The sequence below is a fragment of the Pedobacter hiemivivus genome, assembly GCF_005144565.1.
In the GTDB taxonomy this organism is placed as follows: domain Bacteria; phylum Bacteroidota; class Bacteroidia; order Sphingobacteriales; family Sphingobacteriaceae; genus Pedobacter; species Pedobacter hiemivivus.
Genome location: NZ_SWDX01000004.1, coordinates 195,109 through 208,549, shown reverse-complemented (window position 1 = coordinate 208,549; position 13,441 = coordinate 195,109). Strand labels below are relative to the sequence as shown.

The 13,441-nt window shown below is 38.1% G+C and carries 11 protein-coding genes; 6 read left to right on the top strand and 5 right to left on the bottom strand.

The genetic code is table 11. The features are described 5' to 3' along the window. Positions 1-28: 28 nt before the first annotated feature. On the bottom strand, positions 29-250 hold the full coding sequence (locus tag FBD94_RS11195; protein ID WP_136880270.1) for a VF530 family protein: 222 nt from the start codon (positions 248-250) through the stop codon (positions 29-31). Between the two features lie 115 nt (positions 251-365). Between FBD94_RS11195 and FBD94_RS11190 the strand changes: the two genes are divergently transcribed. Continuing rightward, entirely contained in the window at positions 366-1,001 is a 636-nt protein-coding gene (locus FBD94_RS11190) for a hypothetical protein (RefSeq protein ID WP_136880269.1), read from the top strand. A 296-nt stretch (positions 1,002-1,297) separates the two neighbouring features. Here the strand turns inward: FBD94_RS11190 and FBD94_RS11185 are convergent, their stop codons facing one another. The 3 genes from FBD94_RS11185 to FBD94_RS11175 form a co-directional block, all read right to left on the bottom strand. Then, positions 1,298-3,265, bottom strand: coding sequence for a M1 family metallopeptidase (locus FBD94_RS11185; RefSeq protein WP_169472281.1), 1,968 nt, complete (start codon positions 3,263-3,265; stop codon positions 1,298-1,300). Between the two features lie 71 nt (positions 3,266-3,336). Continuing rightward, positions 3,337-4,023, bottom strand: coding sequence for a carboxypeptidase-like regulatory domain-containing protein (locus tag FBD94_RS11180; protein WP_169472280.1), 687 nt, complete (start codon positions 4,021-4,023; stop codon positions 3,337-3,339). Between the two features lie 124 nt (positions 4,024-4,147). Then, a complete protein-coding gene (locus FBD94_RS11175) occupies positions 4,148-4,495 on the bottom strand; it encodes an arsenate reductase (protein WP_136880267.1) in 348 nt (115 codons plus the stop codon). Between the two features lie 125 nt (positions 4,496-4,620). On the opposite strand from FBD94_RS11175, the gene FBD94_RS11170 reads away from it, so the two are divergent. The 5 genes from FBD94_RS11170 (at position 4,621) to FBD94_RS11150 (ending at position 12,854) form a co-directional block, all read left to right on the top strand. After that, positions 4,621-6,126, top strand: a complete 1,506-nt coding sequence (locus FBD94_RS11170) for a sensor histidine kinase (RefSeq protein ID WP_205945871.1) — start codon at positions 4,621-4,623, stop codon at positions 6,124-6,126. A 9-nt stretch (positions 6,127-6,135) separates the two neighbouring features. Next, positions 6,136-6,819, top strand: a complete 684-nt coding sequence (locus tag FBD94_RS11165; RefSeq protein WP_136880266.1) for a LytR/AlgR family response regulator transcription factor — start codon at positions 6,136-6,138, stop codon at positions 6,817-6,819. A 98-nt stretch (positions 6,820-6,917) separates the two neighbouring features. Further along, positions 6,918-10,403, top strand: coding sequence for a response regulator (locus FBD94_RS11160; RefSeq protein WP_136880265.1), 3,486 nt, complete (start codon positions 6,918-6,920; stop codon positions 10,401-10,403). 1 nt (position 10,404) lies between these two features. Further along, positions 10,405-11,229 carry a CheR family methyltransferase gene (locus FBD94_RS11155; RefSeq protein WP_131610006.1) on the top strand — a complete coding sequence of 275 codons (825 nt, stop codon included), beginning with the start codon at positions 10,405-10,407 and terminating at the stop codon, positions 11,227-11,229. 32 nt (positions 11,230-11,261) lie between these two features. Beyond that, positions 11,262-12,854 carry a response regulator gene (locus tag FBD94_RS11150; protein ID WP_136880264.1) on the top strand — a complete coding sequence of 531 codons (1,593 nt, stop codon included), beginning with the start codon at positions 11,262-11,264 and terminating at the stop codon, positions 12,852-12,854. On the opposite strand, the gene pth is transcribed toward FBD94_RS11150, so the two are convergent. Continuing rightward, complete coding sequence (pth, locus tag FBD94_RS11145) at positions 12,844-13,404, bottom strand: aminoacyl-tRNA hydrolase (protein ID WP_131610008.1); 561 nt, start codon at positions 13,402-13,404, stop codon at positions 12,844-12,846. The genes FBD94_RS11150 and pth overlap by 11 nt on opposite strands. Between the last annotated feature and the right edge of the window lie 37 nt (positions 13,405-13,441).

Here is a 13,441-nt window from a genome sequence, read left to right as displayed (position 1 = left end):
AAAAAAGTTCACCATACAATATAGGAGATTAATGAAAAGTATTCAAGTACAATTTTTCTACTTTTTTTCGTGCCCAGTCCGTCTTACGCAAAAACGTCAAACTTGATTTAAGCGTTGGGTTGTTATTAAAACAAGCAATCTTAACCAGCTTCCCCATTTCCTCCCAACCATAATGCCATACCAATTGCTTCAATATAAACTCAAGCGTCTTGCCATGTAGTGGATTATTTACCTGTTCTTGTTCTGCCATAGTGCAAAAATAATAAGAATAACTAGATTTGTATACCGGTTCTACCGATTCGAGATAAAAGACATCACAAGCCGAACGGCAAACCTAATTACAATAAAAACAAATACAACAATATATGGATTTAAAACTGGGTGACTTTGTTCGTTTTGTAGACGAAAACATTGAAGGGTACATTACCCGGATTATTGATAAAACTACCATTGGGGTAACGGACTCAAATGATTTTGAAATTCCCGTTCTGGCCAGCAAAGTAACATTGGTACATGGCGACATCACCGACAATGATGTGGTGACCAACAAACCCAATATCGTTGTCCCGGAGGCCGAATTCAAAAAAGAGGGTATTTACCTCGGATTGGTTGCCGATCAACATAGCAATTCTGTGGCACATTTCCACCTTGTTAATGAAACATCTTACCAACTCTTAATTAGCCTAACCACAGAAAGACAAGAAACTTTTAAAGGAGAATTTGCAGGCATCATTGCCCCTAACACGACTAAAAAGATCTACTCTGCCCAACTGGGTGACATTCAGATCTGGCCTAAATTCAGATTAGAAATCTTAACCAATACACCTGCAAACGTTGAGCCTAAGTCTCCAATTGTCTTCAACAAAAACATTAAAGGAAAAGACCTTTCTGTTGCCAAAGAAGAAATCGATCTGCTTAAACAAAAAGGCTGGATAATTAAATTGGAAGAACCGGAAGCAGTAATAGATGCAGAGAAGCTGAAGGCTAGCTTCTTTAAGTAATGGTCAAAATTAGCCGTTCTATTCATAGTCTGGAATCTTTTACCGATGAAGAATCGGAAAATCTTCCTAGGCCTATTCATAGAAGGCAAATTTTGTTTCAAGCATGATGCAAATAGCCGCTATACTAAGCATAGCGGCTATTTGCATCATGTATCTGCACTATCTCATAAGCTTCATGCTTTTAAGGAAAATATGCCTTCTGTGAAAAGGCCTAGGCGCTCTTTGCTCCGCTTCAGGAGCCTAAGAGATGCCAGCCTTAGAATAGAATGGCTTATTTTCACTCTTATTTTCTCTTTTTAATTTTTGTGCCAAGCATTATTACTCTCATCAACATCCGGCAAAACACGTTTTGGATCTAAAACAACCGAAACAACCTCATCATTCGTCGGATAATAAACCGTCCAGGTCTTATTTCTCATCCATACATCTACAGAAATTTTAATCAGATCAGTCTTACCATTTTTTGTTTTAACCTCCATAATGATAGGCATTGGCATTTTTTCCAAATTAGCCACAACAATATTATAGCCAGCAATAGCCCCTACCTGTTTAACTTCTTTAACACCAGTAATTGCTTGATCCATTTTCCAGTTCTCTAAAAACCAGCCTCTCCAGAACCAGGAAAGATCTTCACCAGCACCATTCTCCATCGCGCGGAAGAAATCAAAAGGTGTTGGGTGCTTGTATGCCCATTGCGAGATATAGTTTCTAAAAGCATAATCAAAACGATCCGCCCCCAAGATTTGGTCCCTTAAAATATCCATTCCCCAACCCGGTTTATAATATAAGTTTATCCCAATATTCCTTTCTTTCATTGCATCTGGAGTCAACATAATGTATTCCAGTTCCGATGAGCCAAGACTTTTACCAATCGCATGCATATCCGCAGGCAAACTTTTGTATTCTCCTTTATTAAAGGCTTCAGTTGATAAACCATTAATAAAAGTATTAAATCCTTCATCCATCCAGCCGAACTTACGCTCATTACTTCCTACAATCATAGGAAACCAGGTATGGCCAAATTCATGATCAATTACCCCCCATGCACTTGCACCTTTGGCAGTCCAGCCGCAAAACACAATACCTGGATACTCCATTCCTCCTACATTACACGCCACATTTACCGCCATTGGATAAGGATATTCAAACCATTTATCAGAATAATGCTCTATCGAAGCTTTCACATACTCCACTGCTCTGCCGTAGCCATCCTTGCCATTACTTTCAACCGGATGAGCCGAAACCGCGAGCGACTTTTTACCACTAGGCAAGTTAATCCGCGCTGCATCAAGTACAAATGCCTTCGAAGAAGCCCAAGCCACATCACGGGTATTTTTGATCTTAAATCTCCAGGTAAGTTTATCTTTTGCTGGACGGGATTTAACATCCATCACCTCCGACTCAGACCTGATGGCTATTGTTTTATCACTCAGTTTCGCCGCGTTCCAACGTTTTAACTGTTCAGCTGTCAACACTTCCTGCGGATTCAACAACTCACCAGAACCCATAACAATATGACTAGCCGGTGCTGTTACCGAAAAATCCACATCACCATACTCACAGTAAAACTCACCAGCGCCCCAATAAGGCAAAGTATTCCATCCAAGGATATCATCATAAACGCTCATTCTAGGAAACCACTGTGCAATGGTAAATACCTCTCCATTCTTTGTGGCCAAGTGTCCCATCCTATCCGAACCATTCGCCGGAATAATAAACGAGAAGTTCATCTTGATCACAATTACATCACCGGTCGCCTCCATCGGCGTTGCTAAGCGAATCTGCATCCGAGTGTCCTCGGTTAGGGTACTGAATTTTACCTGCTTCAATTTTTGTGATACAGTAATCCCATCAATTTTATAGCCACCCACTAGCTTTTCTCCTCTCGAACCATAACGACTACCCGAAGCAATTAAGGTATTCCCACGAGAATCCGTTGAAAATAAATTCTGATCCAATTGCAACCATAAAAAAGGCAGACGATCAGGACTATTATTTTTATAAGTGATAGTAACCGTTCCAGAAACAGTATTTTTTACTTCATCAAGATTTGCAATGATACTGTAATCTGCACGGTTCTGCCAGTACTTAGGGCCAGGCGCACCACTTGCCGAACGATATTCATTCCCATTTTGCGTATAAAACAAGGGGCTAAAAGCTACATGGGGATCGTAATTACTTGTAGGGGGATTGCCTTGCTGTGCCAAACCAGTGAGACACCAGACACATAGCAAAGCACATAATAAAGTGGATTTATGAATCATATTAAATTGTTAGTTACAATTTAATAAAGGTATAAAACGAAATGCTATCCGCCTATATTGTAACGGTATTATTAATCAGCCTTAAGTTTAGACATTGAGGATATCTTTCTTTCCTCCGGAGATAGTTTTAACCAACTATGATAAGCTTTAACCGTATAGTAAGCGTAATTAAAAGGTCTTTCACTTTTCACCAATTCTTCAGGTGGCCTATACATTGCCATGAAATTCTTCAGATCATCTCCTTTAAGTTTTACGAGGTCGGAGACATAAGCCTCCGTAAAAACAGCATTAATCTCCGTTTGAAACCGATCCCTTTCCTCTAGTAGTCTAATCTTTTCCTGCTGTCTCCTGTACTTTCCATAACCAAGGTTAAAAAGTAGTCCTCCAGCTCTATCATTGTTCCCCTTCCCCTGAAGACCATCGGTAGCGACTCGCGTATAAGGTCTAGCCAAGGGATCGGGAGCTAAAATATAGGGATTCATTTTTGCACTTATAATTTCAACCTCTCTCAATGTCGTTGAATTGCCCGGTAGGAATATAATTTTCGACTCCAGGTTAATTAAAAACAAAGTATCCGTATGGTAACCTACCAGCGAAAACTCAATCAAATCACCAACTTTAGCTGGGATTGTAAACTGTCCTGCAGCCTTAGTTGCCTCAACCCTGCTAGTGCTCAGATTCCTCACCTTAACATTCTGCAATGGAAAAGTCCTATTGTCGAAATCATAGACAGTACCAGAAACGGTACCTTGCGCCATGATTTTAAATGGAACAACTAACATAAGGAACAAGAGCAGATTTTTAAGCATAATCAAATGTAGGGCTGTTTAACCAGGCAAATATATAATTTAACAAACTTTAACAGGAAAAGTTTTATGGTAATTATTTAAAAACAGCCTTATATTGATCCTCGTTAAAGCTAATTAAGATAGGCTTCCCATCAACCTCAACTACCGGACGTTTTATGGCACTATTATTTTGAAGCAAAACCTCAATCGCAGTTTTTTGATCTGTTACCATTTGCTGTACATCAGAACTCAATTTTTTCCAGGTCGTTCCCTTTTTATTTAAAACGGCTTCCCATCCAAAAGCATCACACCAGGCGTTCAACTTTTCAGCAGTAATGCCCTTTTTCTTGAAATCATGAAACTCAGGATTAAACCCATTTTCTTCCAGCCAGGTTCTGGCCTTTTTAACAGTATTGCAATTTGGTATTCCGTATACGATCATACCCACAAAATTAAAATTTAATTCATCACATTTTTAAAGGGTTTCGTCACATTTTAAAATTTCAAAACAATAGGGTTTGTATTATTGCATCATAAAGGAAATAAGGTACGCTAAATATAAATCAAATGAACTCAAAGGAAATTGCAAAACTAGAACTATGGATCGTCACCGGCTGCATTACTATTGCATTTTTGTTCTCTCTTGTAGACAGGGCATTAATGCCCATAAGCGCCAGTCTTAATCATGCGACAACGGTAAATGGCATCAGTAAATCCAATATCACAATTATTGGCGAAAACCTTATCCCAATTCTTTTCAACTATCTCATCATTTATATATGCTACCTTTTTCTTGTCTTTCATGTTAGTCCCGAACTAAACAAAAAAGAAGGACGCGCAGTCAGAAGTGTAGCATTTGTATACCTATTTATTACAGCTGCAATATTAATAGACATTATCAATATATATTGGGCAATACTCCTTGCACTTAAGCTATTGTTTATTCTATTTACATGCAATAGGGCAAACAAAGAAAATGGTTTTTACATTGAATCGGGTTTCTTAACCAGTACATGGGTACTTACGGTTTCTACCGTTTTCTTTTTATCACTCCATGATCTGATAAAGGTCTATTTTTTATTGGTAATGCCTATCGCAATAATGATGTACCTATACGCCGTCTATTACCTCATTCCGAAGGTGTGGAATAAGAAATGGAAACTTACAAGCTATTTTTTCAAGATGTTGTTTATCAGCACCACTATAAGTCTTATCCTTGCAGGTATCTTTGGCCTTCTACTTCCTTCCAGAAATATTTATAACAATTCAATCCATATACGATCAACATTTAGCTCAATTTCACTCACACTGCTATATAGCTTAGTTCGCGGAGAAGAATTTATAAAAATGACTGCCTTTGGCACGTTTTTAACTCAAATGCTATTAATCACCCCACTTTCCTGGAGAATCTACAAAGACCGAAATGCCATAAAAGCAGAAGAGATCATTGCACTAAAAACAGAACTTGGCAAGGCCGATGCCAACCTCAACTTCCTAAAATCCCAGATCAATCCACATTTTCTTTTTAATGCCTTAAATACCTTATATGGAACCGCATTGCAGGAAAAAGCAGAACGTACAGGAGAGGGGATTCAAAAACTGGGAGATATGATGCGCTTTATGTTACAGGAAAACATAGAAGATAAAATCATGCTTTCAAAAGATTTAGATTATCTAAACAATTACATTGCCCTTCAAAAGTTAAGGACTTCAACCTCCTCTGATATCATTATAGAAACGCAGATTGAAGAACAAATAAATGATCTTCTTATCTCTCCGATGTTACTCATCCCCTTCGTTGAAAATGCATTTAAACATGGCATCAGTCTCCAATCGCCTTCTCATATTAAAATTACCTTACAAACAAGTGGACATACGCTATATTTTGACGTACATAACAGCATTCATTTAAAACAAGACAATGATCCTGAAAAACTACAAACTGGAATAGGCCTCCAAAATGTAAAACAAAGGCTCGCCCTATTGTATCCAAATCAACACGAACTGATTATCCGGGAAAATGCAAAAGAATTTTTCATTCACCTTACGCTCCAGCTTTCAGGAAATGACTAGCTTTAAAAAATGATTGCTATAGCGATAGATGATGAGCCAATAGCTTTGGATGTAGTACGGTCACACGCATCCAAAGTTCCGTATATAGAACTTGTTGCAACCTTTACAAATGCTTTCGATGCCATTATCTTTCTTCAGGAAAATAAAATTGATCTTATTTTCCTGGATATTAAGATGCCCGATATTAATGGCATTGACTTTCTAAACACGCTAAGCACTCCCCCAATGGTGATTTTTACGACTGCTTATTCCGAGCATGCAGTAAAAAGCTTTGAGTTGGATGCCATTGATTATTTGTTAAAACCTTTTTCCCTCCCCCGATTCTTAAAAGCCTGTAATAAAGTACAAGAACTTTACAGCCTGAGAAATAATTCTGAAGACACACAAACACTCCATCTCTTTATAAAAGATGGATACGAACAAATAAAGGTATTCATTAACGACATTCTTTATATTGAAGCCTCCGGAAATTACACACAAATACACCTCAACGATAACAACCTACTTAGCACAAGAGTTCCACTCAACGAGATGTTGCAACTCCTTCCCGCTAAAAAATTCATTCGCATACATCGTGCTTTCATAGTCGCGAAAGAAAAGATAACTAAATTTGATCGGGGTCAGGTCTGGATTGGAAACAAATCGATCTCTATTGGTGCTACATACGTACTAAGTATACAAGAATTAAGTTAATTTTCCGAACAAATTAGGTATCAGCAGACAGCTAATTAAATATTATCACTAATATTGTCCATTATTATACCTATTGATTTTAATCATCAACATATCACATGTTTAAACTAAATTTTAAACAACAAGTATTAACAGGCTTCATCGTCTCCCTATCATTTGTTCTGGTCTCTGCAATAACCTCTTATTTTAGCATTGATAAATTAAACACCGATACAAAATGGCAGGGGCATACCTACGATGTGATTAGCTTGGTCAAAGATGTAGAATTTCAAATTCTAAACTCAGAAACTGGGCTCAGGGGCTATATCTTGGCCGGAAAACCAGAGTATCTGATTCCCTACAAAGAGAACTCCACCAAGATTTTAAATACGATTCAAGATTTAAAAAATGCCGTTAGTGACAACTCCGCTCAGGAAGTCTACATTGATTCACTTGATTTTTATGCCCATCAGAAAGTAGAAGAAATGAAAGAAGTTCTACACATTTATGAGGCAAAAGGCAAGTATGCAGCAGCAGATCGGGTAATGACTGGCACAGGACAGGCTTTAAAAAATAAGATCCTCAAAATAAGTGACAAAATTATTCAAGCTGAACAAGAATTACTTGTCAAACGGAAAGCAAACATTCATAAAAGTAGCCTTCAAAGCGAAGTTGTGGTTGTACTCAGTTCTGTAATCATATTTTTCCTAATCCTATTCCTCTTATCCTACATCAGACGAACATTTGATCAGCAGAAAGAAACAGAGGCCCAGATCAGAGATTCAAACCTTCAACTGGAAAAAATATCAGCTGAGAACGAGCAAAAAAACTGGTTGCTGTTAGGAACTACCACAATCAACGAAGCTATGCGTGGCGAGCAGGAGTTAGATGAACTGGCTACCAATATCATTACTAAAATCTGCAACTACATCAATGCTCCTATTGGCGCTTTCTTCCTCGTTAATAAAACTAAAAACACCATTAAATTTAAAGGAGGATATGCCTGGCAGAATACAAAAAGCATCAGACATGAATATCATTTTGGTGAAGGTTTTATTGGCCAAGCTGCTACCGAAAAACGAAATAAGCTATTGGAGAATGTACCGGCAGACTATATTAAAGTGCATTCCGGACTAGGAGAAGCCCCACCCAACTGTATTTACGTAATGCCTATAGTTTTTGAAGATGAATCCATTGCCGTTATTGAATTAGGATTAAATGAGCAACCTAATGCAACCGTCCAATTGTTGTTAAATACGGTTGCAGAAAGCATAGGCGTTGGTGTAAACAGTGCTAAGGCCCGCGTAAAACTAAGAGCATTATTTGAGCAAACTCAACAGCAGGCAGAAGAACTGGAAAGCCAGCAGGAAGAATTGCGTACCACGAACGAGGAACTGGTTTACAAATCGGAGCAACTGCAAGCATCAGAAGAAGAACTAAGAGTTCAACAGGAAGAGTTACGCCAAACCAATGCAGAACTGGAAGAAAAAGCGCAGCAACTTGAAGAGCGCAACATCACTGTAAACCAGGCTAAAGAAGCCATAAGTTTAAAAGCAGAGGAATTAGAGATTTCCAGTAAATATAAATCAGAGTTCCTGGCCAATATGAGTCACGAGTTAAGAACACCTTTAAACAGTATCTTAATTCTAGCCCGTATCTTAAAAGAAAACCGTCCTGAAAATCTTAATGAAGACCAGATAAAGTATGCAGGTGTAATCCATAATGCAGGAACAGATTTATTAACATTAATCAACGACATTCTTGACCTCTCTAAAATCGAATCCGGAAAACTAGATCTGAACATATCGCCATTAAAACCAACGGACATCAAACAAGATGTGGAGGCCTTGTTCATGGAATTGGCCAGAAGTAAAAAAATCAACTTCCAGACTATACTTGACAAAGAATTACCAAAGGCAATCCTTACCGATCAATCAAGAGTGAAACAAGTGATCAAAAACATGCTTTCAAATGCTTTCAAATTCACGCCAGAGCATGGAGAAATTACACTCGAAATCCATAAGGCAAAACCGGATACGGTCTTTTTCTCCAGTCAATTAAAAACGACTACTGAAGATATCATTGCCATTACAGTAAAAGACACTGGAATTGGCATCCCTGCAGACAAGCAAAAGCTCATATTTGAAGCCTTCCAACAAGCAGATGGGTCGACCAGCAGAAAATACGGTGGTACAGGGCTAGGCTTATCTATTAGCAAAGAACTAGCGCATATTTTGGGTGGAGAAATTCAAGTTAAAAGTAAACAGGGACAAGGGAGTAAATTCACTTTCTTCATTCCAAAAAACAATGAAGCAAATAATCAACATCATCAGAACACGATAATTGAAATCGAAGAGCCAACCATCAATCCTATCCTTCCCGACCCAAAATTCATCCCAAGTCATCCAAACGAAAAACAAAAATTACTAATAATTGAAGATGATCTGGCATTTGCGGATTTGCTTAATGATTACGCAAAAGAAAAAGGCTTTGCTCCTATTCTTGCCCACAGTGGTGATGTCGCCCTTGAAATGGCCTTCTCCGAACTTCCCGACGCCATAGTATTGGATGTTATGCTACCGGTAATGGATGGCTGGACTATCCTAAAAAAACTCAAAGCTGATCCAAGAAGCAAACACATCCCAGTACACATGATGTCGGCAGGAAATGAAAAAGTTGGTAAAGCAAAAAAAGAAGGTGCGATTGGCTTTTTGAAAAAACCAACAGAAAAAGAACAACTCGATGAGGCATTCGAACTACTGAGTGCTGCACATTTAAAATATAACCTAAATACCGTACTTGTTATTGAAGATCAGGAACTGCATAGCACTATCCTAACACAACAATTAACAGACAAAGGTGTTGAAGTAAAACAAGCTTTTACAGGCAAGGAAGCGCTAGCCCTTTTAGAGGAACATACTTTTGATTGTATTATTCTAGACCTCAAACTTCCAGATATTTCAGGATTCGAATTGCTAGATATCATCAAAGCACGTCCTGAGTGCGCTCATATCCCTGTAATCATCAATACTGCGATGGAATTGGATGAAGAGAAAATGGCCCACATCATGAAGTATACCGAGGCCATGGTCCTAAAATCTAATAAATCTAACGATAGGCTAATAGATGAGGTGAGCTTGTTTATGAACAAACTAAAACAAGATGGTCCTATAACTTCAGTTACCATCAGCAAACATCATAGCGGTAAAGCTTCGTCTACAATGGAAAAGGTTTTAAAAGATAAAACCATTTTAATCACTGATGATGATATGCGTAATATATTCGCGCTATCAAGTGCACTACAGGCCTACGACCTAAAAATTGTCATTGCAAATAACGGACGTGAAGCCATAGAAAAGCTAGACGAATCCAATCAGATCGATCTTGTATTGATGGACATCATGATGCCAGAAATGGACGGCTATGAAGCCATGAAAATCATCAGAAGCAAAAAAGATTTCGCGAAGTTACCTATCATTGCCCTAACCGCTAAAGCAATGAAAAATGATAAGGAAAAGTGTATTGAGGCCGGAGCTAATGATTATATATCAAAACCAGTCGATATGGATAAGCTACTTTCAATGTTAAGAGTTTGGCTAAGCTAAGATGAATAACGACATTGAAACCATAAACTATGGAGAACTCGATAACCTCATTGTCCTGATAAAAAATATTCATGGCTTTGATTTCGGCGATTATTCTGCTGCATCCTTAAAAAGAAGGGTAACCAGAATTATGGAGCTGCAAAAACTAAGCTTGTTCGACTTACGTACCTTATTAACGAATGATCAGGATTATTTTGAATCATTTTTGATTGAAATAACCGTTAATGTAACTGAAATGTTTAGAGATCCATCCTTTTACAAGTCAGTTGCGACTCATGTCATCCCTTATTTAAAATCCTATCAGCGGATTAAAGTATGGAATGCGGGCTGCTCGACAGGAGAAGAGCTCTATTCTTTTGCCATCATGTTCGCTGAAGAGAATTTATATGACCGCTGTTTTTTTTACGGTACAGATATTAATTCCGATGTGTTGGCAGAAGCTAAAAATGGGATTTACAACTTGCAAAAGATGAAACAATACGCGGAAAATTTTCAGAAAACTGAAACAACAAACACATTATCCAACTATTATACTGCGAAATATAACGCGGCATCGATTCATCATTCCTTAAAAAAAAATATTCTGTTCTCAGTACATAACCTCGCTTCGGATGGGGTATTTAATGAGTTCCAGGTAATTTCTTGTCGTAATGTCCTGATTTATTTCAATATCGAACTGCAAAAAAAGGTCATAGAACTATTTTACAATAGTTTGGCTAATTTTGGGTTTTTATGTCTGGGTTCTAAAGAGACATTAAGGAGTAGTGAGCTGGGCCGCTTTAAAGTCATAGACAAAAAGAACAACATTTACCAAAAAATAGCATAGCGATTAAAACCGCTCAATTAAGAATAAAAAGCATGGAAAAAATTAACATATTAATTGTTGATGACAGACCCGAAAATATTATTGCCCTTGAAGCACTTCTGCAAAGAAATGATATTAATATAATCAGTACCACCAATCCCAATGAAGCACTTAGGTTATCATGGGAAATGGATATTGCCATTGCATTGATTGATGTTCAAATGCCTGAGATGGATGGATTTGAATTGGTAGAGATTTTAAAAAGTAACCCCAGAACTAAAGAAATACTGGTCATATTTGTGACCGCCATATCCAAAGAAACTAAGCATGCAGTTAAAGGATTAAATACTGGTGCAGTTGATTATTTATATAAACCCTTAGACCCCTATATCACCTCTGCTAAAGTTGATTCATTTATCCAATTTGTTAGAAATCAAAGGGAAGTAAAAGCTAAAAATAAGGAGCTCGAAGCCAATCAGAAAGAACTGATCAAAGCAAAAGACCTGGCCGAACAAGGCAAACGCATTAAAGATAACTTTTTGGCCAATATGAGCCATGAAATCCGCACACCAATTAATGGAATTATTGGAATTACTCAACTTTTAAAGAGAACAGCCCTTAGCGATGAGCAACTCGAAATGGTTAACCTACTCGAGGTTTCTTCAAACTCCTTACTTGGCGTTATTAACGATGTCCTTGATCTGTCGAAAATAGAATCGGGGAAATTTAAAATCAGTAGAGCACCTACGGACATTGTTAAAATATGCGAGGCGGTAATAGACCTGCTGCGCATACCTTCTGTTGAAAAGAAACTCGATCTAACCCTAAATCTTGATACTGAATTGCCAAAAATGATTTATGCAGATTCCCTTCGTTTAAATCAGATCTTGATGAACCTCATTGGCAATGCCATTAAATTCACGCATGAAGGCTCCGTAAGCCTAAAGGTGGAGATATTGGACAGAAAAGGGAACAACGTTAAACTCAAATTTTCGATTATAGATTCGGGCATAGGCATAGCGAAAGAGAATATTGATAAGATTTTCGAAACCTTTGAGCAGGCAGATGAACAAACAACCATTAAATTTGGAGGTACTGGTTTAGGACTATCAATTGTTAAAAACCTTGCAAAACTTAAAGGCGGCCTACTCGAGGTGCAAAGTGAAGAGTTTAAAGGAAGTACCTTTTGCTTTACCAACTGGTACGAAATATTTAAAGAAACGACCGTGGATATAAAACCTATAGAAGAAAAACTAATACCACTTAGCAATACCAGAATTCTTGTTGCTGAAGACAACCCCATCAATAAATTCCTGATTACTAAAATTCTGCAAAGCTGGCAGATTGAAATGGATGTAGTAGAAAATGGAAAAGAAGCTTTAGAGAAATTGAGAGAGAACGATTACCACCTTATTCTAATGGACACCTTTATGCCGGTCATGAATGGACTAGAAGCGATCAAACTGATTCGAGAAGGCTATGCAAGCGGGAAAGAAAACATACCCATTATTACCTTTTCTGCAGCAGTGATGGATACGGACAAAGCAACCGCTATAGCTGCCGGTGCCAATGACGTGATTAGTAAACCATTCGAACCAGCAGTATTACACAAAAAAATACAAGAATATACCAAAACTATTGGTTAAAGGCCGTCATAGTTTTAGCTGGGCCGACGGTAACAAAGCTTTTGATCAGCTCGGCACTTCTATCTATCAATGCAGGCAACTCAGGTAATTCATCTTTATCGAAGGGAGACAGCACGTAATCAGCCTGTTGTCCCCTGCCAAAATTGTCACTGATACCAAAGCGTAAGCGTGGATAACCCTGTCCACCACAAAGCCCCTCAATGCTCTTCAAACCATTATGTCCCGCACTACTCCCCTGTAATTTCAGCCGCAGTTTACCCAAAGGTAATGCCAGATCATCAACGATCACCAGTACATTCTCTAGCGGAATTTTCAATTCCTGCATATAATAGTTTACCGCCTTACCACTTAGATTCATATAAGTAGTTGGTTTAATCACATGCAGCCTTCTACCTTTAAAACCAACTTCAGCATAATAAGCCAGGCGAGTGTTCGTAAATGTTCCCTCCTGCTGCTTTACCAGCTCGTCAGCAATCATAAAACCAATATTATGGCGGGTATGCGCATATTCAGGACCAATGTTCCCTAAACCAACAATTAAGTATTTCATCTTACCACAAATATAATAGTAAACACAAAAAAAGCAG

Coding starts and splice junctions, on each gene's coding strand:
- FBD94_RS11195 (WP_136880270.1), bottom strand. CDS start 250: ATGGCAGAACAAGAACAGGTAAATAATCCACTACATGGCAAGACGCTT.
- FBD94_RS11190 (WP_136880269.1), top strand. CDS start 366: ATGGATTTAAAACTGGGTGACTTTGTTCGTTTTGTAGACGAAAACATT.
- FBD94_RS11185 (WP_169472281.1), bottom strand. CDS start 3,265: ATGATTCATAAATCCACTTTATTATGTGCTTTGCTATGTGTCTGGTGT.
- FBD94_RS11180 (WP_169472280.1), bottom strand. CDS start 4,023: ATGGCGCAAGGTACCGTTTCTGGTACTGTCTATGATTTCGACAATAGG.
- FBD94_RS11175 (WP_136880267.1), bottom strand. CDS start 4,495: ATGATCGTATACGGAATACCAAATTGCAATACTGTTAAAAAGGCCAGA.
- FBD94_RS11170 (WP_205945871.1), top strand. CDS start 4,621: ATGAACTCAAAGGAAATTGCAAAACTAGAACTATGGATCGTCACCGGC.
- FBD94_RS11165 (WP_136880266.1), top strand. CDS start 6,136: ATGATTGCTATAGCGATAGATGATGAGCCAATAGCTTTGGATGTAGTA.
- FBD94_RS11160 (WP_136880265.1), top strand. CDS start 6,918: ATGTTTAAACTAAATTTTAAACAACAAGTATTAACAGGCTTCATCGTC.
- FBD94_RS11155 (WP_131610006.1), top strand. CDS start 10,405: ATGAATAACGACATTGAAACCATAAACTATGGAGAACTCGATAACCTC.
- FBD94_RS11150 (WP_136880264.1), top strand. CDS start 11,262: ATGGAAAAAATTAACATATTAATTGTTGATGACAGACCCGAAAATATT.
- pth (WP_131610008.1), bottom strand. CDS start 13,404: ATGAAATACTTAATTGTTGGTTTAGGGAACATTGGTCCTGAATATGCG.